The sequence below is a fragment of the Mariniflexile sp. TRM1-10 genome, from assembly GCF_003425985.1.
GTDB lineage: Bacteria > Bacteroidota > Bacteroidia > Flavobacteriales > Flavobacteriaceae > Mariniflexile.
This window is the reverse complement of sequence record NZ_CP022985.1, coordinates 3,582,247-3,605,601: the sequence shown is the minus strand read 5'-3', so window position 1 is coordinate 3,605,601 and position 23,355 is coordinate 3,582,247. Positions and strand designations below refer to the sequence as shown.

General features: G+C 34.3%; 14 protein-coding genes. 4 read left to right on the top strand and 10 right to left on the bottom strand.

Annotated elements, in window-relative coordinates; all coding sequences use genetic code 11:
- Positions 1–3: 3 nt before the first annotated feature.
- The 9 genes from bglX to CJ739_RS14975 all read right to left on the bottom strand — a co-directional run bounded on the left by bglX (position 4) and on the right by CJ739_RS14975 (position 16,427).
- Complete coding sequence (bglX, locus tag CJ739_RS15015; RefSeq protein WP_117179029.1) at positions 4–2,322, bottom strand: beta-glucosidase BglX; 2,319 nt, start codon at positions 2,320–2,322, stop codon at positions 4–6.
- A 5-nt stretch (positions 2,323–2,327) separates the two neighbouring features.
- Positions 2,328–3,122 carry a carboxylesterase family protein gene (locus CJ739_RS15010; RefSeq protein ID WP_117176757.1) on the bottom strand — a complete coding sequence of 265 codons (795 nt, stop codon included), beginning with the start codon at positions 3,120–3,122 and terminating at the stop codon, positions 2,328–2,330.
- 10 nt (positions 3,123–3,132) lie between these two features.
- The gene (locus CJ739_RS15005) at positions 3,133–4,107 is read right to left on the bottom strand and encodes a metallophosphoesterase (RefSeq protein ID WP_117176755.1); all 975 of its coding nucleotides are present in this window, start codon (positions 4,105–4,107) and stop codon (positions 3,133–3,135) included.
- Positions 4,108–4,198: 91 nt separating this feature from the next.
- Complete coding sequence (locus tag CJ739_RS15000) at positions 4,199–5,566, bottom strand: glucoamylase family protein (RefSeq protein ID WP_117179027.1); 1,368 nt, start codon at positions 5,564–5,566, stop codon at positions 4,199–4,201.
- 10 nt (positions 5,567–5,576) lie between these two features.
- The gene (locus CJ739_RS14995) at positions 5,577–6,950 is read right to left on the bottom strand and encodes a glucoamylase family protein (RefSeq protein ID WP_117176753.1); all 1,374 of its coding nucleotides are present in this window, start codon (positions 6,948–6,950) and stop codon (positions 5,577–5,579) included.
- Between the two features lie 95 nt (positions 6,951–7,045).
- Positions 7,046–8,788: a LamG-like jellyroll fold domain-containing protein gene (locus tag CJ739_RS14990; protein ID WP_117176751.1), complete on the bottom strand. Its 1,743-nt coding sequence runs from the start codon at positions 8,786–8,788 to the stop codon at positions 7,046–7,048.
- A 20-nt stretch (positions 8,789–8,808) separates the two neighbouring features.
- Complete coding sequence (locus CJ739_RS14985) at positions 8,809–10,356, bottom strand: RagB/SusD family nutrient uptake outer membrane protein (RefSeq protein WP_117176749.1); 1,548 nt, start codon at positions 10,354–10,356, stop codon at positions 8,809–8,811.
- Positions 10,357–10,366: 10 nt separating this feature from the next.
- Positions 10,367–13,399 (bottom strand): SusC/RagA family TonB-linked outer membrane protein, encoded by a 3,033-nt coding sequence (locus CJ739_RS14980; protein ID WP_117176747.1) that lies wholly within the window; start codon positions 13,397–13,399, stop codon positions 10,367–10,369.
- 226 nt (positions 13,400–13,625) lie between these two features.
- On the bottom strand, positions 13,626–16,427 hold the full coding sequence (locus CJ739_RS14975) for a helix-turn-helix and ligand-binding sensor domain-containing protein (RefSeq protein WP_117176745.1): 2,802 nt from the start codon (positions 16,425–16,427) through the stop codon (positions 13,626–13,628).
- A gap of 497 nt (positions 16,428–16,924) precedes the next feature.
- Between CJ739_RS14975 and CJ739_RS14970 the strand changes: the two genes are divergently transcribed.
- Positions 16,925–17,239 carry a hypothetical protein gene (locus CJ739_RS14970; protein WP_117176743.1) on the top strand — a complete coding sequence of 105 codons (315 nt, stop codon included), beginning with the start codon at positions 16,925–16,927 and terminating at the stop codon, positions 17,237–17,239.
- Between the two features lie 132 nt (positions 17,240–17,371).
- On the top strand, positions 17,372–18,709 hold the full coding sequence (locus CJ739_RS14965; protein ID WP_117176741.1) for a sigma-54-dependent transcriptional regulator: 1,338 nt from the start codon (positions 17,372–17,374) through the stop codon (positions 18,707–18,709).
- Here CJ739_RS14965 and CJ739_RS14960 read toward each other — a convergent pair.
- Positions 18,702–21,128 carry a hybrid sensor histidine kinase/response regulator gene (locus tag CJ739_RS14960; protein ID WP_117176739.1) on the bottom strand — a complete coding sequence of 809 codons (2,427 nt, stop codon included), beginning with the start codon at positions 21,126–21,128 and terminating at the stop codon, positions 18,702–18,704. The two genes, CJ739_RS14965 and CJ739_RS14960, sit on opposite strands and share 8 nt — an antisense overlap.
- 383 nt (positions 21,129–21,511) lie before the next feature.
- Between CJ739_RS14960 and CJ739_RS14955 the strand changes: the two genes are divergently transcribed.
- Both CJ739_RS14955 and CJ739_RS14950 read left to right on the top strand, forming a co-directional pair.
- Positions 21,512–21,805: a helix-turn-helix domain-containing protein gene (locus CJ739_RS14955; protein ID WP_117176737.1), complete on the top strand. Its 294-nt coding sequence runs from the start codon at positions 21,512–21,514 to the stop codon at positions 21,803–21,805.
- A 116-nt stretch (positions 21,806–21,921) separates the two neighbouring features.
- Positions 21,922–23,169, top strand: a complete 1,248-nt coding sequence (locus CJ739_RS14950; protein WP_117176735.1) for a type II toxin-antitoxin system HipA family toxin — start codon at positions 21,922–21,924, stop codon at positions 23,167–23,169.
- Positions 23,170–23,355 lie beyond the last annotated feature (186 nt).

Here is a 23,355-nt window from a genome sequence, read left to right as displayed (position 1 = left end):
AACTTATTTAGTCAATTCAAATTGAGATGATAAACTTGCATTGGAATCTGTACCAACAAACACTTGAAAAACACCTGCTTCTGCCACGAAATCCAAATTGGAGTTATAAAATTTTAAATCTTCTTCAGATATTTTAAAAGTGACGGTTTTGGTTTCTCCTTTTTTGATTTCTACTTTCTGGAAGCCTTTTAATTCTTTTACTGGTCTGGTTACAGAACCTACTACATCGCGGATATACAATTGAACGACTTCCTTGCCATCAAAATTTCCTGTATTTGTAACTTCAACAGAAATGTTCACGCTTCCATTAGCATCTATTTTTGTTGTGTCTAATTGTAAGTTATCGTATTTAAAAGTGGTGTAACTCAATCCATACCCAAATGGATACAGGGGTTCGTTACGGACATCTAAATAATTTGATTTAAATTTTTCAAACTTGCCTTCAGTATTACCTAAAGGCCTTCCTGTGTTTTTATGGTTATAGAAAATTGGTACTTGACCAACATTCATTGGAAACGTGGCTGTTAACTTCCCTGAAGGGTTGACGTCACCAAACAACACATCTGAAATAGCTAAACCTGCTTCGCTACCCGGAAACCAAACATTCAATATGGCCGGAACATTTTTGTTTTCTTCAACAATGGCCAAAGGTCTTCCCGTAAACAAAACCAGAACTACTGGTTTTCCTGTTTTTAACAAGGCGTTTAACAATTCTTTCTGTACTTGGGGGATTTGTAAATTTGTTCTACTACTGCTTTCGCCGCTCATTTCGGAAGATTCGCCCAATGCAGCTACAATAACATCCGATCTTGAAGCAATGGCCAAAGCTTCATCCAATAATTGTTTGTCGGTTCTTCCATCCCTTGGTATAGTTCTTCCAAACATGGTGGCGCGCTTTTCAAACTCCAAATCATAATCCAGGTTACTTCCTTTGGCATGTAATACAGTAACATGATCTCCTGCAACGGATTTTATGCCATCTAGGAACGCACTAGCCTTTTCTAGCTTTGTTGCAACACTCCAAGTACCGGGCATATTTTCCTTTGAATTTGCCAATGGTCCAATAAGCGCAATCGTTCCCGACTTTTTTAATGGTAAAATTTGGTTATCATTTTTCAAAAGCACCATAGATTCTGACGCTACCTTACGGGCAAAATTCCTATGTTCTTTTGTGTAAACTTCCGTTTTTGCCCTAGTTTCATCACAATACTTGTAGGGATCGTCAAATAAACCCAACTCAAACTTAGCGGTTAAAATGCGTTTTACTGCCACGTCAATATCATTCATGGATATTTTACCTTCATCCAAAGATTTTTTTAGTGTCGATAAAAACCCATCGGATACCATATCCATATCAATCCCTGCTTTTAAAGCTTGAGCAGACACTTGTTGAAAGTCACCTACGCCATGATACTCCATCTCTTCAATTCCTGTATAATCGGTTACCACAAAACCATTGAAACCCCAATCGTTTCTCAATAAATCGGTCAGTAACCACTTATTTCCAGTTGCAGGAATCCCATCAATTTCATTAAAGGAGGCCATAACGGAGCCAACACCAGCATCCACAGCAGCTTTGTATGGCGGTAAATACTCGTTATACATGCGTATTTTACTCATATCGACCGTGTTGTAGTCCCTACCTGCTTCTGGGGCACCATAAAGTGCAAAATGTTTAACACACGCTATCATGGTGTTGTTTTTAGTTAAATCGTCACCTTGATAACCCTGTACCATGGCTTTTGCTATTTCACTTCCTAGATACGGGTCTTCACCAGAACCTTCTGAAACACGTCCCCATCTTGGATCTCTAGAAATATCAACCATGGGTGAAAACGTCCAGTTAATCCCATCGGCAGTAGCTTCTTTTGCAGCTATTTGTGCCGTTTTTTTAATCATTTCCATATCCCAAGAACATGATAAACCTAACGGAATTGGAAAGGTGGTTTCATAACCATGTATGACATCCATTCCAAAAAGTAACGGAATTTTTAATCGGCTTTTTTCGACAGCAATTCTTTGAACATCTCGAATTTTTGCTGCAGATTTTATATTGAAAAGGCCACCAACCTTGCCTTCTTCTATTTTTTTAGCAATATTGGAACTTTTTGCTTGTCCCGTTGTAATATCACCTGATGATGGTAGGTTTAACTGACCTATTTTCTCTTCAACGGTCATTAAACTTAAAATAGAATCTACTTTTCCTTCAAATGGATGATCACCCGAAAGTGTGTTCGATTTATTTTGGTTTGAATTGCATGCTATAATGAATATTGCGGTAATGCCCCATAAAGCATATTTTATGTTCGTTAGGTATCTCATTTTTTTTAGTTTTTTGATTTTGAAAAGAGCCAAGGTAAAAGTTTCGGTTCTGCAAAAGTGGAATCCCAACTGTTGTGATTGTCATCCGCGTAAAGTGTAAAATTAGGGGTGCCACCATACTTTAAAATAGCAGAAACCATATCAATAGAAAGTTGTGGAACAACCACATCATCTTTAGCACCATGAAAAATCCAAAGGTCAACAGTCGTAGCATAAGCTTCGGCGGCTTCAGTATTTCCACCACCACAAATAGCAAAAGCGGCTGCAAACATATCGGGTTTTCTATATAACATTTCAAAAGTACCCATGCCACCCATTGACAAACCACCAACATACACTTGTTGATTAGTTACAAATGATTTTGCAACCATATCATCCATTAATTTCATAACCAAGCTCAATGCTTTAGTAGGTTCGCCACCACTAGGAAACTTTAATGTTAAAGGCCGTGTTGTTCTGTCAACAGAGGCATTTGCCCAATAATCATCTTGCGGACATTGCGGAAAAATGACAATAGCAGGAAAACTATCTCTATGTTTTTCATTGGCAAATAAGTTACTGCCATGAACTAATTGTGAGGCATTATTGCTACCTCGTTCGCCAGCGCCATGAAGGAACAATACCAATGGATACTGTTTATCTTCAGAAAAATCTTTAGGATACATGATGCGATAGTTCAATGTATCCACATTGTTTATAAATGCTTGAGCTTCATACAACTCTTGTTGAGCAATTACGCTATTGGACATCAAAAGAATGATTCCAACAACCAATTTTATATAATTTCCAATTCGATTCATAAGTATCTATTTAAAATGTGACGTTTTCAAAAGTAAACTCTTGGTCAGGTTCTGTTTTGTATTGATTTAACCAAGGTGAATAGGTTTTTACGGAAATGGTTTTTGCTTTTTTATCAACTTTAATAATCCTCAAATAACCGGAATCACCTTTTTCCACCGTTTTCACACCTTTTTGATAATTTGCCAACATTTGATGAACTTTATTCCCATGTTCACCTTCACTAACCAAAGTTCCAACACCACTTCCAGTGATGTGACCAGTAAATACCATCAGTATGTTTTTATGCTTTTTTACGAGTTTTCCCCAAAGTTGTCCACCATCATTTACCGCATCATCACCAGTTAATTTACCAACACCATAATTTTGAGGTAACGACCAATCATTTCCATCTAAATGTGTATTATCATGAAACAAATAAGCATGGGTATTGATGATGATTTTATGATTTGGATGTTGCTTGACGATAGATTCCACCCAATCGATGGTTTTGTTACGCGGACCAAATTCCAAAGAAAATACCAGCCAATTGTCATTCAAAAGTTTAAATTCAGAGCAGCTATTATCAATAGTATTTTCAGGAAAAACAGCTATGGTATTTGAGTTTTTTATATAGTCATTTAATGGGAAATACCTATTTGCCAATGCTGTATTTCTGGTATCAGCAAAAGCACCTGCTTTACTACCCATGTCATGATTACCAAGTGCCAACATGTAAGGGATCTTTCCGTTTAAAAGAGATATTCCTTTTTGTGCCAAAGTCCATTCAACATCAGAATTATTTTGAGTAATGTCACCAACATGCAACATAAAGGCAAAACGTTTTCTTTCATTAGCTATCCATGCCATTTGTTTCATATACACTTCTGGGAATTCCTCCACATAGGTTTGAGTATCAGGCACGACAACAAACTCAAAACTATCTTGAGCTCCACTCGTTAAATGAGTGAAAAAGATGAAAGCAACTATATACTTTAATAATTTCATCTGGTTATATTCATTATTTTTAATTGTCAGATGGAACACCTTGAATAATCATCCTCGTATGACAATGTGATTTTTTTTGGTGTTTCATATTTTAATAATTAAACCCTAATTTATTTAAGCCGTTTTTCACATCGGTATTTTGCATAAATAAATTCCAAAGCAATCCTGTTCTATGGTTTTCAATCATAATAATTTGTGGCCCTTGGTCTATTGCTAAATAGGCATCTGCAACCCAATAGTTGTTTTGAGGGCTAAAAGCATCATAAAAACCAGCAACACCTAATAATTTATCCTTTTTCTGATATAGAAAATGCATGACTTTCAAGGATTCTGAAGGTGTATACGGGATGGAGCTTATTGCTGCCGTTGGCGATATAACACCAATATCATTTGAAGGGCTGTGCGCCGAATACCCTATAGAACCATCTGTGTTTCTTGAATAACTGGCGGTCAATCCCCAGCAATCTTCTCCATAATCCACATAGCCTTTAGGATTAGCAATACAATATTGACGGTTTATTTTGGTATGGTTAACCGCGAGATTCCAATAGTTGCCATACTGATCGGTTAAATTCTTAGGATTCAAGCCTAAAAACGAATAATGGCTAAAAAACAGCGGCCCTCCAAAATTTGATCCTCCAGCATGCTTTAACACTAATGGAAAACCATATTGCGAAGCCGAAGATACAATAGCACCATTATTTGCCCATCCTTCTTCGTAAACTGCTTTTGATATGGAATAATCAGGTGATGCTGCTGCTAAAACATAGGCAATCATGGTTTCGTTATAACCTCTTAATTTAAGATTGATTTCAAAGCCATAATCAGGACTCCAATGCCAGAACAACGCGTTTTGGTTTTGGGTGTACCAGTTCCATTCAACACCTTTCCATAATGCATCGGCTTTGTTTGCTAAAGCTTTTTCGCTATCGTTACCATTCTTCAAATATTCCTTAACGCAAATAAGGCCTTGTGATAAAAAGGCCGTTTCAACCAAGTCACCGCCATTGTCTTTTGTACTAAAGGGAATCACATTACCGCTACCACCATCAACCCAATGTGACCATGCACCATGAAAACGATTGGCATTCTCTAAAAAAACTAAAATTTTATTTAAACGTGCTACACCTTCTTCTCTAGTTACATATCCTCTTTCAATGCCTACCAATATGGCCATTAAACCAAATCCTGTTCCTCCTGTAGTTACCACATTCTGATTTAAATTTGGATTTTTAGGATGGTAGCGTTCTTTTGCTGCACCAGAATTTGTATTGGCAAAATCCCAGAAATATTTAAAGGTTTCCCTTTGTGTCAAATCCATCATTTCTGTATCAGTTAATGGATCAATTGTGGGTTCATTAGGTTCTGGAACATAAGGTTCTTGGTATCCAGGTCCCTTATCTGAACTACACGAAATTAGAACAAATACAAGACATATGGTGTAATATAATTTTGACATGAATTCCTTTTTAATTAACTGTTTCAATTGTAAACCCTAATTTTTCCAAACCATTTTGAACATCTTGATTTTTCATGAATAAGTTCCACAACAAACCTGAGCGGTAGTTTTCAATCATGACAGGAATAGGCCCTTGATCTATAGCTAAATATCTTGGTAAAAACCAATTATCTTGTAAACTAAACGCATCGTAAGGACCGTACTTGCCAATTAAGGTATCGTGGTCTTTATACATTTTTTTAAGCATCTGCATACTTTCTTTTGGGGTGTATGGGAAGGACGACAAGGCTGCTGTTGGTGAAATCACACCATGGTCATTACCAGGTCTGTGACCAACATACCCTTTAATGGAATAACTTGAGGTTAATCCCCATAAACTATCGCCATAACCTTTGTAGTTTTCAGGGTTATCAACAGCATATTTGTAATGAATTTTCGCATGGTTTTGGGTGAGTTTCCAATAATCCGCATATTGATCTTTTAATCCGTTAGGGTTTAATCCTAAATACGAATAATGCGCCCAAAATAAGGGGCCTATTGCTGCATCATCATGTTCATAATAATTTAATACCAATGCTTCACCATAAAGCGAATCCTTAGAAACAATGGCGCCACTTTTTGCCCAACCTTTGTCATAGACCGATTTTTCAATTGGATACGTTGGAGAAGCTGCCGCAAGAACATACATAATTAAACATTCATTATAACCACCAACCGGGAAGTTCATATCCCAACCATCTGTTGGTGACCAATGCCAGTATAAAACGTCTTCACCATTTTTGGTGTGCCAGTTCCACTCTACCTCACGCCATAGTTGGTCTATTTTAGCTACCAATTGTTGTTCTCTGTCATTGCCATTTTTATAATATTCACCTACTGTCAATAGGCCTTGGACTAAAAAAGCGGTTTCAACCAAGTCGCCACCAGTATCCTTCTTGCTAAAAGGTTTCACCTTACCTGTTTTTCCATCAATCCAATGTGACCAAACACCATGAAATCTATCAGCTTTTTCTAAGAAATTGACAATGCGTTCAAAACGTTCTAACGCTTGTTCACGGGTGATAAATTCTCGTTCTACACCTACCAAAATGGCCATCAAACCAAAACCAGTTCCGCCTGTTGTGACCACATATTGATCATTTTGAGGATAGACATTATCTAAATGCAAGCGTTCTCTTGCCATGCCTGAATTAGGTTCGGCACCTTCCCAAAAATAATTGAAGGTTTGCTTTTGAATGGAATCCAAAAGTTGGTCATCTGTCAATTCTTTTGCTTGTGGTGTTTCACTGGTAATTTGTTTGCTTTTTTTATCAGAATTGCAGTTAAAAAACAACAACATATTGGCTAACAAAATGTAAGTGATTTTGTTGGATAGAAATTTCATTATAAATGTTTTTGAAATTTTAGCTGCATCTACTCAACATAAATGCAGCTAAAAAGTACATAGGTTAATTCAAATATTTTTTAGATAGCATACAATTATTGTAAGCTTTGGATTTCCTCTTGAGTCAATGCTCTGTTAAAAATTCTTAGTTCATCAATGATGCTTAAATCTGATAAATGACCCCAATAACTAAATGTTGGACCACCAGCACCAATGGTTAAATTATCACAACCAGTCCAATCCACTGTGGATCCAAATGTTGATGTCAATGAAGGTTCTCCATTAAAATAAATATTGCTTTCAGTTGCCGATACGGTAACGGCTATATGAACCCATTCACCAGCTGTAACATCAATAACGCCACCATCGTTCCAACTTTCACCACTATTAATACCAAGGTTTAATTTGATACGTTGTTCTGTAGCATTACCTTCTCTAAAAATTCTAAAGCCTTGATTGCGGTTTTCAGCAATATCTGGCGTACCAACAACTAATATTCCCGATCTATCGGGAGTTGAATTGACTTTATACCAGAAAGCAGCAGTAAACTCTTCTGTACCAAAAAGGCCATCAATTGGCATTTCTAAATAGGAATCTGTAGCAGATTGAAATGCTTTACTACCAGCAAAACTATCATCCGAAAAACCTGGAGTACCTACTTCATTTGCCGAAGCGCCATTCAATAAGTTATTATAATTACCATTAAAAGGCATATATAAGGTTTCTCCAGTTGTAGGTACATAAGGATTTGTAACTTCTATGATATTTTGAATTTCAGATTCCGTTAGTGCTTTACTAAACAAACGTAAATCATCCATAAAGCTATTATCGGACTTATGTCCCCATTCTGTAAACCTAGGGTAACCTGACATAATGGATAACACATCACACCCTGTCCAATCGATACCTGTAAAGGTACTTTCTTTTACTAACTGACCTCCAATATAAACTCTGGCTGTTGTTGCAGAAATTGTAAATGCCATATGTACCCAATCTGCACCAGGAGCTACATCGGCAGCCGTACCACCATCAACCCAAGTATCAGCTGTACCGTTACCAACATTCAATTTAAATCTTTGATTACCTCCAGCATTTTCCCTAAAGAAACGGAAACCGTTTTTTCTATTATTTTGCATATCTGCAGCTTTTCCATCATCAGGTGGTCCTATAACTAAAATACCAGCCCTATCTGGAGAGGCGTTAACCTTATACCAAAATGATGCTGATAATTCCGACCCTAAATTTAATCCTACTGTTGGAAATGTTAAATAAGCATCGGTGGCTCCTTTGTAAGCGTTTGTACCTACAACTGCAGTTCCGGCAAAACCAGGTGAACCTACTTTTGTTGCAGGAACAACACTAATTAATTCGGTATAATCATTATCAAAAGCCATATATAAAATCTCATTTGCAAACAATGGTATATACGGTGGTTCTTTTTCGAAACTAACAGTTGAAGTAGTTGATTTACCATCAAGATCTATAGCGGTTATTTTTAGCTCGTGAACTCCCGTAGCAATATTATTGGCTGTTAAAGATTCCAATACACGACGGTAGTCTATAAAATTAGTAAAAGTAGCTATTTGTGAACCATCCATAAATACCGAAATAGAACCTACTTCAATATCATCGGTTACTTCAAACTCAATATTAACAGAAATTAAAGGATCGTTTACCTTGAACTTAGCACCATTTAATGGTGCTTTAATGGTTACTACTGGTGCAGTGGCATCAGCACCTGGATCTACTGCTGTTATTGGGTCAATCCCATTGTCACATGCAGAAAACGCAAAAAGCAATATAAGAACCCCAATAAAATATTTTTTAAATGTTTTCATTTTTTTATTTATTATAGTTATTATCTAGGTACATCAGCCAAAATAGGGAATTCATCAATTTGATCTTGATGATAGGTTACAAAAGCTTTATCCTTAGTGAAAGTCCTACCTTCATAACTCAGTTCTCCATATCTTTCTAGCCTTACCATGTCGAAAAATCGTTTACCCCATTCCATTGCTAGTTCAGCATATTTTTCATCAACAAGCTGATCTAAAGTCACTCCACTTATTGGCGTAAGATCGGCTCTTGCCCTAACAAGATTTACTGCTTGATCGGCTGTCATAGCAGAATTTGAAGCCCCTTGCAATAATGCTTCCGCATAAATTAAAAGCGTTTCTGCATAACGATAAACAATATAGTTTTTATTACTTCCATACGCAGTACGACCAGGAATCAACTGGTTACTTGGTAAATAATGCTTCCCGCTACAAAATATAGCTCTTGCATTATCTTTTAAAAAATCGCCATCTCTAGTGGTTGGGGAAACAAAAGATGGCAATGTACCTGCCGTATAACTGGTAGTCGCAATGATACTGTCAATACCTTGTTGGGTAAATAATACAGTAGTTTCCAAGCGTTTATTTTCTCCTCGGTCCAACATAAATTTAACATACTTCATACTAGGCTCAAAAAAGCCCCATCCTGCTCCAGCACCAGCTACTGCAGGCGTCCAACCATTTGGCCCATAAGGATTATAAAGATGGCTTACCCTATCACCTTGTCCAACTCCAAAATCGGAATACTGAAATTCGAAGAGGTTTTCATTGCTTAATTTTCCGGGTGTTTTAAATAATTCGTAATAATCATCCATTAAGCTAAATTTCCCTGAACTTATAATTTGTCCCGCTGCATCTGCTACCGCCTGATAGTTTTTCAGCTCCTGATTCGCTAAGGCCTTAATATGCAAAGCAGTATATTTAGTGGCTGCCCCAGGCAAATCGGTACGTTCATTTGGTCGCATATCCAAAAGAAATGGAATGGCTTCATCCATCTGATCAGAAATATGCTGCATCACCTCATCTTTTGAAGGCACAGAAGTTACATTGGCAAAATCACTAAGATTTGAAGATTCTGGAATAAAGACTGCACCATAAACTTGTGACAGTTGAAAAAGCAGTATAGCCCTTAGCACTTTTGCTTCAGCAATATACTGATTCCCTAAAGCCACCCCATCTTCATCTGCCAACTCCATATATCTACCAATTTGCTCCATGCCGGTGTGTGCACGAATAATATCGCCATAATATGTTTCCCACAAAGTTCTTGAACCAAAAAAGGAGTTGTCGTATACATAGCGATCTTGATTTTTAAGCCCTTGCTGATCTCCTGCGGCATTAACATCATCGCCTCTGGTAGAAACCACCAATGGTTGCTCCCAACCTCTATCTGCAACTGATTGATAAACACCAATAAGTAAAAAAATCATATCATCAGTCTTTGAAAAATCTGTACCCCCAGCAAAGTTATTATTAAGCTCGGGTTGATCCAACTCGTTCGAGCATCCTGTAAGCATAACAACCAACAAGATTAAAAGCATATGCAATTTGTTTGTTTTAATATGTATCATAGCTATTTTTTTAAATTTTAATGTTCACACCTAAAGTATATACCCCAGGAATAGGATATGTTTGATTATCTCTACCATCTGCAACTTCTGGAGTAAATCCATTGTATTTAAATATTGTTAATGGTCTCTCAGCAGTTATATATAATCTTATTTTAGGATCGAATTTTCCTTTTAACTGTGGCAACGTGTACCCCAACGTAACATTTTGCAATCGAACAAAATCTCCTTTTTCAACAAAAAAGCTATTAAGAAATTGATTGCTCCAAGGGTTTCTTATACCTCTGGCCGATGGATAGCTATTGGAAGTGTCAGGACCATTCCATCTATTGATGGCAAAATCCCTGTCTATATTAGGGTCTGGTGTTTGTCTAATTGAAAAACGTTTTATGTTTGCTATGACATTGCCTCCTTGCCCAATAACATTTAAAGAAAAATCGAAGGCTTTATAGTTAAGACCCAAGTTAAAACCAAAGTAGTACGATGGTAAATATGATCCTAAATCAACTCTGTCTTGTGCATCTATCATCGTATCGCCATTGTGGTCAACAAACCTGAAATCACCTGGTTCCACAACCAATCCATTAGCTATGGCTGTTTGAGCTGCTGGATCTGCTTGAATTTCTTCAGGTGTTTGATATATACCAGCAACCTCAAGTCCAAAGAAAGAATTTATAGCGCCCCCTACTACAGATCGTTGTGCGGTATCTCCTCCAGATGTTAAATTTTCTTGTCCAGCTAAATCTAAAATTTCATTTTTTAAGGTTGAAAAATTTGCGCCTATATTGTAGCTAAAATTTTCAGACACTCTTTTATTCCAATCGAGAGCAATTTCAAAACCAGAGTTTTTAATTCTCCCAATATTCTGTCTGGTTTCGCCAGGCACTAAAAGTCTTGATACCGGAATTATGGCATCCCTGGTTTCTCTACTAAAGTAGTCAGACTCGACAGATAAACTATTATCGAATAGTTTTGCAGTGATTCCCACGTTTGTCTCAGCAGTAACCTCCCACTTTAAAGCTTCAAAATCACTGCTGGTAACTAACCCTGGATAACGAACATCGCCAAAAGCAGCGTCAACCTCAGTTGAAGTTATGCCACCAGTGCTTGAATTTACGTTGGCATTTCCTAATTCTCCCCAACTAGCTCTTATTTTCAAGAAATCGAAAACACCGTTATTTTCCATAAACGGTTCGCTTGAAATTACCCAACCAGCTCCAATAGTTGGGAAATAACCCCATTTTTCTTGATATTTGCTAGTTCCATCTGCACGGAACGTACCATAAAGTAAATATTTGTCATCAAAATTATAAGCGACACGTCCAAAATAAGAGAAAAAATATTGTCTCTCCCCGTCATCTCCAACGCCATCCAAATCAATAGTTTTTGCCAAATCTAAAAAATAAGATTCATCACCTATTCCAGTACCATTCGGAAAATTCAAACCTTTGGCCTCCAGTTGTTCGAAAGACCTATCTCTAAAGGATGAACCTGCCAACAAGGTTAAATTATGCTTTCCAAAATCATCATTATATGTTAAAGTATTGTCCCATGTTTGCTCAGAAAACGTTTCATTTCTTTTGATGAGCTCCGCATTTTCTCTAAAAGCATTTCCAATACCATAAAAATAAGGAAGCCTTACCTCTCTAGTTTCGAGGGTTTCAAAATTATGGGAATATGATGTTTTAAAAGTTAATTTATCAGGGATTACTTGATATTGCAAATTAAAACTCAATAAGGTATTTCGTATTTTATTCCTATTTTCGGTATTATCCATTAAAGGAAATGGGTTTTGAGGACCTCTATACCCTAAATCTTGCGCATTAGCATACGGTTTAGGAAAAGCATCTGTTTTAGACGGGTCTAATACAGGCATTATTGGCACCGCAAAATATGCCGAACTAAAAGCCCCTTCTTCTGGGCGATATCTAGTAGCATTACTAAAGAGCGTAGAAACTCCTACCTCCAACCTGTCGCTTATTTCAACATCCAGTTTAGATCTAACATTAAAACGCTCGTAGTCATTTTTCATTCTAAGAATACCTTCCTGTTCAAATTGACTTAGCCCGAGTGAATAGGTAGTGCCACTAGTACCCCCTGTAATACCCAAACTATGGTTTTGTATAGTCGCATGGCGTAATATTAAATCATACCAATCTGTATTCACATTAGGTATATTAGGGTTAATTCTACTACGCCCATAGCGTTGCATAGCGTTTTCTATAAAACTAGCTTCTGCAGCAGAGCCAGATTCTCTAGCTAAAGTGGAAAACTGTTCAGAATTCGACAATTTGACCACATTTTGGGCAACCTGAACACCTTGATAACCACTATAGGTTATTTGAGGTAGCTGGTTCGCTTTTCCCGATTTTGTTTGAATAAGTACCACACCGTTTGCAGCCCTTACTCCATAAATAGCAGATGCCGATGCATCTTTAAGTATCGAAATAGTTTCAATGTCTTCGCTATTTAAAAAATTAATATCATCGTAAAAGATACCATCTACCACATAGAGCGGATCGGAAGCTCCATCTCCTGTATAAGACCCAATACCTCGCACTCGAATCGTAGGCGCTGTACCAGGGGCACCACTACTAACCACTTGTAAACCTGCTACTTTACCTTGAAGAGATTGCATCGCAGCACCAGAAGGTGTTCTAGTAATATCTTCGGACTTGATGGTTGTTATAGATCCTGTTAAATCGGCTTTTTTCTGAGTACCATACCCAACCACCACCACCTCATCTAGTGAAGCAATGTCTGTTTCCATTATTACATTAACTGTAGTTTGGTTTGATATGGTAATAGCAACCGTTTTAAGCCCAACAGCGCTAAACTCAAGAACTTCACCAGTTTTAACTTCTATAGTATAGTTACCATCAAAATCGGTACTAACGCCTCTAGTTGTTCCCTTAACAATGACATTAACACCAGGCACTGGCATATTATCTTCAGAACTTGTAACGACACCCGAAACAGTTAGATCTTGAGCGAAGCCACTGACTGAAAATAGAAAAAATAATAATAAAATAATTTTTGCTTTCATATAGTTTTAGTTTAATATTTTAGTTAGGTACAAGATAAAACCTATTAATTTTTTTGAAGCAAAAGTGTTTACACTTTAAATACGCCATTGAAGGCGGAAAGGCTTAAATACCTTTAATTGAAGTATGTTAATTTAATAATAAAGTGAGTAAAATGCAAACAGAAAACGTTATATGACGTAGTAATGACGTAAAAAAAATTACGAATAACGTATTTTTAACAATAGATTATTCGAGATTTATTAAATAATGTGATACAGAAATATCATTTTCTAAATTCAGTTTCTTTTTTAATCTGTATCTATGTGTTTCTAAACCTCTTACAGATATGTTCATTAAAGGTGCAATTTCTTTATTCAATAAATTCATTTTGATGTAAGCACAAATCCTTAAATCTTTTGGGGTTAAGTTGGCGTGTTTTGATTTTAAACTCTTGAAAAAATCTTCATGGACCTGATTAAAGTTATACTCAAAAACTTTCCATTCATCCTTATGTGCAATAGAACTATCTACTTTATTCAATATCTTCTTAAAAGCATATTGATTATCGAAACTATCTTTGTTACTGGCTAACTCTTTTTTGATGTCCTGTAAGGTTTCATTTTTCTTAACTAATGCCAAAGCTGTATTAGCCAGCTGTTTGCTTTTTAATTTAACTTCATTTTTAAGAGACTCGTTCCTTAATTGGACGATTCTCTTTTCATTCTCTAAATTTTTCTCTCTAACAATTTCTTGCTGTTCTTTGGCATATTTAATCTTTAATAACCGTTGCTCTCTTTTTATCTTTTGCTTATTATAATAATAGAATGTGCCAATACCAAGTGCAATAAGTACAAAATAAAGAACAATTCCGATAGTATCTTTATACCAAGGTGGTAACACATTTATTTGAATTTTAGATGTTTCGGAAGGCTTATCTAGATAATTTCTGGTTCGGAATAGTATGGTGTATGTTCCATCTTTTAGACCTGATAGCTCTAATTTGTTTTTTTCTAATCTTTTCCATTTATTAGGATCTAACTCTACTATAGAATACTCAAAAAAATGATTACTTGATTTTGGTGATGATATTGAAACACCAAAACTACTGTTCAACTTTATAGATGTCTTTTTATTTAAATTAAAATCTATTAGTACTTTATCAATTTCAATATTATCAATAGTTGGTTTATATAGTTTTGCTTGGGAATCTGACCTGCTATCGATAAGCATAAAACCATTGTTTAGATTCAATGCAAATATGGAATCATTTATACTGGAAACATTTTCGTTACCAACAATTAATCTATTTTCAAAATAGTTATTAGATAGTGATATTTCTTTTTCGTTATTTAGTAAGGATTTAAAACGAATAGCATCATTATTGGTTTTTAAAACTAATTGATTAATATTTTCTTCAGATATTACATAAGAATCCCTTCCAAAACTTTTGTTTAATACATCATATGGAACAATACTATCTAAAATTGATTCATATCTTAACCAACCATCATTTGTTTTAAAACAGATATCGCTTTTAATTTTATAAACCCTAATATTAAAATCTGGAAAAACACCTTTAGTATTATAATTTTCAATACTTATAATGGTATCGTAGTTTTTATCAAACTTAATTTTATATAAGCCTTTATAGGCGTGTGCAGCCCAAGCTGTATTTTGATTTTCAAAAACCAAATATTTAATGGGCATGGTGGTTTTTCCAAGATGTTTCGCCGACCAAATATTGTTTTCCTTTTTTAATCTAACCAATCCTGTATAGGTGCCTTCAATATATGTACTGTTTTGTTCTGGAGCTTTTTTTATAACCCAACCTCCTGTAACCGGTGACACTAGTTTAAGTGCATAATCTTCTACTAAAAATGTCCCCTCATTATGCCCGCAAAATAATTCTCCCTCAATTTCCTTTAAATTCCACACTTGTCCTTGAGAACCTTTTATAAATTGCAAACTATTTTCTTTATCTAAATAAAACAAGCCTGTATTACTGCCTAGATAAATGACATCTTTAAACTTAATAACATCATAGACCGCCCCTAATCGGCCAGAGACATCGTTAAAAAAGGAATTATTGTTATTTAAATCAACGCATGCTATTCCATTGTCTAAGCCCAACCATAATTTATTATCACTATCTAAATATTGACTTAAAACAGTATTGTTTATTAACCCGTTTTCTTTATTGATGTGAAAAATTACTTTTCCTTCATTATTTGTGAAATAGATACCATCCTTTATAGTTCCAAAAGCCATATTTCCTTTATTCAATAAAGAGAACCCATTTAGCAAATGTTGCTTTATGATATCATTAATTTCAAAATCTGCGGGTTTTAGAGTGTTGTTTTCATAAATTAAACATCCTTTAAGTGATGTTATTAAAAGTAATTTTCCTTTGTACTTAGTAATAAATAAGACTTTAGTATTATCTATAGTCTTATCCTCAATTTTTGATATTAACTCATTATTCTTAAATTCATAAATGCCATCATTAAGTGTCGCTACATACAATATATTATCAACGACACTACACGAAATAATTATAGATTTTGGTTTTATCTTCGTTATTTCACCATTAAATTTATATATGTATATATTTAGAAAAGACCTAAAAGCAATGCCTTCTTTAAAGGGTAAAATTTGCCAAATTTCTTCATTAGGTGAAATTTTTTCTTTTATTGAATTGCTTAGAGAACTATAAATTAATACGCCTTTAGAATTCTTTTTCCAATACCCGAACTCTTCATAGGATCCTGTATATATTAATTCTTTATAAGCTAAAACAGATCGAATGGTGGTTTTGTTTGGCAGCTCCATAAAGTCCCATTTAATGCCATCATATTCTAACAAACCGTTATTATTAGCGACATATAGCATACCATTTTCTGCTCTGGAAACACCCCAATTTTGATTCCCTGCATTATATTCCGATAAAGAGTAATTTTGAAAAAAGGGTGTAAATTGGGCTATCGATACTTGAGAAATTAGTAAAAGACAAAGGAAAAGTAAACTATTACAATGTTTTATTGGTGACATAGTTTTTGAAATTTACAAATCAGTATAAGAACTCGTTTAAACTTTTTTGACTAATTTTTAGACAATTGTGAAAAGTTTAAACAAGTTCTAAATAGTAAAACTAATCAAATTTTAATACAATTAGTTTACTAAGAGCAAGTTTATATGAATCTTCAAATTATACCCACTTACAATTTCGCAATATTTTTAAAATAACAACTTTAACTCCTATAGAATATAATGTAGGAATAAATACAGTAAAGTTTAGCATGAATGGTATTATTTATTTTACCGGAAAAACAATAGTGTAATTTTTACACGCCCCATGCTGGAATTACACACTTTTTACACATCAACGATTTGGTTCCCAAATCGTGAAAATATCACAAAGTACTTAAAATCAATATTTTACGCGTATTTTGTTTTTAATTATTACTCATGGCATATTTATTTCTTTATACTAATCGTAAATAAATTAATAAAATAATTAATAATTAAAATCTTAAATCTTAAAAATCATGAAAAAATTAATTTTAACCGTAGCAATTTTAGCAAGTGGAGTTTCAATATTTGCATTATCCAACAGTATCTCACCAGTTGATGAAGTTATAAACGTGGTAATGAATGACAAGTTCAAAGAAATTGCTGTTGATAAGTTACCAGCTGCCGTTACCGATGCTGTAACGAAAGATTTTGCATCGGCTACAATAAGCAAGGCTTATGTTAATGAGAGCGAGCAATACAAATTAGAGCTTACCATTGATGGAAGCACTAGCACAGTTTATGCCGATAAAGATGGAAACTGGTTAGAAGAAAGCACCGTTACTGAATAATAGCAGCATATATTACATCCATTAATCCATTGAAAAGGGCGTTTTTTTAACTAAAAACGTCTTTTTTTTTATGTTTTTTTTAAAGGTGTATGTTATATTATCTTACTACTTTTACAAAATAGTCTCGATTTTATGAAACATATTTTATTAATAGAAGATGATGTGACATTTTCTGAAATGTTAAAGCATTTCCTTGAACGTCATAAATATGTAGTTGATCTAAGTTATAATATTCATAATGCCTCTCTTTTATTAAAAAAACAAAATTACGATTTGGTTTTTACCGATTTACGTCTTCCTGATGGCGATGGTATTAGCCTATTAAAGCAAATAAAGAATAATAATGATATTCCTGTGGTCTTAATGACGAGTTATGCCGAGGTATCTACAGCGGTACAGGCAATGAAACAGGGTGCATTCGATTATATTTCAAAACCTTTCAACCCAAGTGAAGTTTTGGAGGTTATTAGTAATGCTTTAGAAGTAAAAAAAGCAGATACTATTGCTTCAGAACATACCCCACAAAAGAATAACAGTAATTCCAATGCTGATTTTGTTACGGGCATCAGTTCAGCTTCAAAAACCTTAAGTGAATACATCCATTTGGTGGCGCCTACTAATATGTCGGTATTAATAACAGGTGAAAGCGGTACCGGAAAAGAAGTGGTTGCTAAAAATATTCATTTAAAAAGTTTACGTGGTGATAAGCCCTTTGTAGCGGTTGATTGTGGAGCCATACCAAAAGAGCTTGCTTCAAGTGAATTTTTTGGACACAAAAAAGGTTCTTTTACCGGTGCTATAAATGATAAAATAGGCCATTTTGAAGCGGCTAATGGTGGTACGCTTTTTTTAGATGAAGTTGGTAATTTATCTTATGAAAATCAAATACAACTGCTGCGTGCACTACAGGAAAGAAAGGTTAAGCCCATAGGAAGTAGTGAGGAAATTTTTGTTGATATACGCTTGGTTACTGCAACCAATGAAGATCTACTAGAGGCTGTTGAAAAAGGAGATTTTCGTGAAGATTTGTACCACCGTTTAAATGAGTTTTCTATAAGAGTGCCTAGTTTAAAAGATAGACATGACGACTTGATTTTGTATGCTGATTTCTTTTTGGAAATGGCAAACAAACAGTTAAATAAGTCAGTCGTAGGATTTTCAAAAGATGTGTTAACACTTTTCCAAAGTTATCATTGGCCGGGCAATTTAAGAGAATTATCAAATACCATAAAAAGAGCTACATTGTTAACACAGACAGACATTATTGATAAAAGTGTTTTACCTGTCGAATTGATTCACATAAAAAAAAGCAATGTGCTATTGAATAAATTTTCTACTAAAGAAAATGAAAAAGAGCTTATTATAAGTGCTTTGCAGGAAGTTGACAATAATAAAACGCAAGCGGCCAAATTATTAAACATCACTAGAAAAACCCTTTATAATAAAATGAAGGAATACAGCCTTAATTAATATAATCTTCCAAAGATGCTATCAAGCTGCTTAATTTGTTTTCAAAATCAACAAAAAGTTTATCTTCAATAGTCGTGCTGGTTTCAAATGCTTCTAAATAAGGAATGAGAATTTTTACATCCAATTGTTTAAGCATACTAAGCATTTTATGACTAATATTTTTAATACTTTTCACGTCATTATTTTTTTTGGCCTGTTGTAACAATAGCTTATTTTTTTTCGTGTCTTCTAAAAAAATACGCAAAGTTTTTTTTATTGCCATAGCATCATTATTTAAAAAAGAACCTAAGGATGCAATACTGAACCCATTGGTTTCTTTAGCATCTTCGTTCACAGGTTTACTATGGCTCTTCAACAAAATTGAATAAAAATAATACTGCAAAATACTTTGGAGTTTATTGGGATTAAATGGTTTAATTAATACATCTGAAAAACCACTGTTAATATAATCTTCAATTGATAGATTTGTTCTTCCGGTCATAGCTATTATAGGTTGATTCTTGTATGAACTGTGTTTCTTAAGAATCTCCATAAAATGGATGCCATTCATTTTTGGAAGCTGAATGTCCGTCAAAACGACATCATACGGAATGTTTTCAATAGCATCTAAAGCTTTTTGGGCATTATCAAAAACATAAGCCTCTATATGGTATTGCTTCAAAAGATCACTTAACAGTTGCTGTATGGAAGCATCGTCTTCAACAATTATTGCTTTAATATTAAAAGTAGTATCTGCTTTAGGAAGTTTATTTTTACTTAAAATCTTATCAGAAAAAGTTATTGGAATTCTTAAAATAAAAGTACTTCCTTTTCCTAATTCGCTATCTAAAGTTATTGTGCCGCCCAATAACTCAGCAAGTTTCTTAGAAATAGTCAATCCTAATCCAAACCCATGTTGTTTATTTTCTGTGTGATCATTGGCTTGCGTAAATGCTTTAAAAATGTTTTGCTGTTGTTCTTTACTAATACCTATGCCTGTGTCTTTTATAGAAATTTGTAGTATATTTTTATTATGGTCTTTTATTAAAAGGGTTTTAACGGTTATTGTGCCTTCATTGGTAAATTTATAGGCGTTTGTTACCAAATTATTTAGAATTTGTTTTATCCTAAATGGATCGCTAATAATGTGGCGATCTATGGCTCTGTCAAATTTTATTTCATAATTTATTGGTTTACTTTGGGAAAGGTTTTTTACGTTTTGAATAATTTCGTTTACAAGGTTTTCCAAATTAAAAGGAATGGATTCAATAGATATGGTATCGTTTTCCAATTTTGAAAATTCTAAAAGATCATCAACTAACTGTCCCATATATGTTGAGGCATTGCGAATATGGTCAACATAATTTGTTTCTTTAGTGCCGTAAGTTGACTTTTGAAGCAATTCACTAAAGCCCACAATAGTGCTTAAAGGTGTTCTTAAATCATGGCTTACCATAGAAATTAGCTGTTCCCTGCTTTTTAAAAGTGAAGACGTGGTTTTATTTGCAAGCTCTAACTGTTTACGATAGCGCTGACTTTTCCAAAAATCATTTAAAAATATAATGGAAAAAACAATGATGATGATAAAACTAATACCAGCCGCAAACAGAATAATATTTTTACTATGATTTAAGGTTTTTTCTCTTTGGTTATTAATGCTGCTGGCGTAAAGAATAATATCCTTTTCTAGATTGCTTAGCAATTCCCGTAATTTTCTAGAAATAGTTAAATCATTTTCAATCAGTTGACGTTCTTTTCTCTGTAAAGATTTACGTTGGATGCTGGTTTCCTTTTGAACTTCCAATAGCATCTTTTTGGAAATGGACAATAACGAATCTATTTGTTTTTGATCAATTCTATTAATCGAATCTTTAGGGTTGTATTTATTAAGTATTTTAACATATTCTTCAAAGTTTTGATGCGTTTCTTTATCCAAATATTCAGGATTTTCAACAAAGTCTTTAATAGAAATTTTACCTAAAAGTGGGTCAATAGAGCTTAACTTATTGATGGCTGTACTTATAGATTCTGCAGAATTGTCCTTAAGTTTTAGATTTTTTAAATCGGTGATGTTTTTTTGTTTTATATCAATAACCAACTTAACACTATCTAAAATAGATGCCTGTGACGTATTGTCAACAATAAAGCTTAATGAATCTATTTTTAATAATAATTGCTCATTTTCACGAACGTATTCATTAAATTTTTTTGTGGAATTTAGTTGGATAGCAGCTCTTGCCAAACTTTCCTTTTCGTAAATATCGGCAATTAAGCTACCAATTTTTACAATTTTATTTCGGTCTGAGATATCTTCCCTTTGCAATTTGGTAAACGTTTTGATTTCAGAAAGTACCAAAATACCCGAGATGGTTGCTAAAACCCCAAGAATAAAATAGCCTATTAGAACTTTAAAAGTAATTCTATGTTTGGGAGATTTCATCTGTTTATTTTTATTATTTTAATTTGTTCAGATGGAACACCCTAATCATCCTCGTGTGTGTGCCATTCTCATGGGTGTTGGTAGAATAAACTTAAGAAAATATAATATTAGTACCTCTTTTTAATCTAAAAAAACGGTTCAAGTTGTATTTTGTTGCTTTAATTAGGTTACTTATTTATAAAAGCGCTGTTATTTATATTAAAAACCTTATAAAATAAATACCCTTGGGGCAGAGCCTTTAATTATTCTTCACAAAAACAACCACCATATAATTTTGGCAATAAATTATGCTTTTTGCCAAAGTTATATCAAAACTAAAAAATTAATATGTTTGTTATTTAAAACAAAAAAGCTATATTTGTTCATAATAACAAACATTTAATATGGCAATTAGCAAAAAGCAATCCGTTTTTCCAAAATATAATAAGATTTTGGAACAAATGGGAGAAAATATAAAAATGGCTCGTAAAAGGCGAAAACTCACCATGGTTCAAGTAGCCGAAAGAGCAGATATTGCAAGGTCAACATTGTATCTCATTGAGTTAGGAAATACAAGCGTAGCTATGGGTGCCTATTTCAATGTGCTACGTGTATTAGGATTACAAGATGATTTCCTGAAATTAGCAGCAGACGATGAACTAGGAAGAAAGCTCCAAGACCTAGACCTCCTTAAATAATAAGTAACTCGTCAGTTCGAGTTGAGAGAAGGTTTGCGGCAGAAAACATTCTCGAAACATCGAGAACAATTAAACAATTATATAATTTAATTAGGTGTAATATTCTAGCAATAAAGATGTCTACAAAAACCAACATATACGTATATGCCCACTGGAAGGGTATGCAGGGACCAAAAAATATCGGTATCCTGTCAGCTCAGCAAGCCAAAGGCAAGAAAGCATTCAGCTTTGAGTATGATAAGGAGTGGCTCAAATCAGAACAAAAATTTTTGCTAGACCCAGATATCCAACTCTATGGGGGTCCACAATATCCAAACCAAAAAGAAAACTTCGGAATATTTCTAGACAGTATGCCCGACACCTGGGGACGCACATTAATGAAACGAAGAGAAGCACAACAAGCAAAAGAAAAAAACGAAAAACCTAAAACACTCTACGATATTGATTTTCTTTTAGGAGTATATGACGAAAGCCGTATGGGAGCATTGCGTTTTAAAACAGATCCAGATGGAAACTTCTTAGACAATAATAAAACCGCTTCCACTCCTCCTTGGTCATCCATTAGAGAATTACAGAACGCAGCGCATATCTTCGAAAATAACACGGATAATGAAGAAGTAAATCGATGGTTATCCGTATTGATGGCACCAGGCTCATCATTAGGTGGTGCTAGACCTAAAGCCAATATTTTAAACTCAGATAAAAGTCTTTGGATTGCCAAATTTCCATCCAAGACAGACACCACCGACAAAGCTGCATGGGAATTTTTAGCATATCAGTTAGCTATTAAAGCAAGAATTGAAATGGCACCATGTCGCATGGAAAGAATTTTAGGTAAACACCATACCTTTTTTACAAAACGCTTCGACCGTGAAGACGGTGAACGCATCCATTTTGCTTCCGCAATGACAATGACAGGAAATAACGAAGACACCATTCGAGACAATCAAGCAAGCTATCTAGACATAGCCGAATTTATCAGTAATTATGGTGTAAACATAGAAGCCAATCTACACCAACTATGGCGAAGAATCATCTTCAATATTGCCATTTCCAATACCGATGACCATTTAAGAAACCACGGTTTTATACTAACCAAAGAAGGTTGGATTTTATCTCCGGCTTATGACCTTAATCCATCTATTGATAAAGATGGTCTAGCACTAAACATTGATACCGATAACAATGCCTTAGATTTTGATTTAGCAAAAAGTGTGGGTGAATATTTTCGTTTAAACAATAGCCAAATGGAGGTCATTATACAAGAAGTGTTAGAAGTAATAAGTAAATGGAAAACGTTTGCAAATGAAATAGGAATTCCCCGAAGCGAACAAGAATTGATGGAAAAAGCATTTCATACATAAGAAGTTTAAAAGTTTTTTTCGACATCTTTAAATGCGATTAAGTTTTGACAATAAACTTTATATTGCCAAAACTTAACAAATATTCTATTCACTATATACTACATCATCTGTAATGAATCGCAAATAGAAATCAAAACCTTGTCCCAATTATCAACAAAATTTAGGACAATACCAAACAATATAACT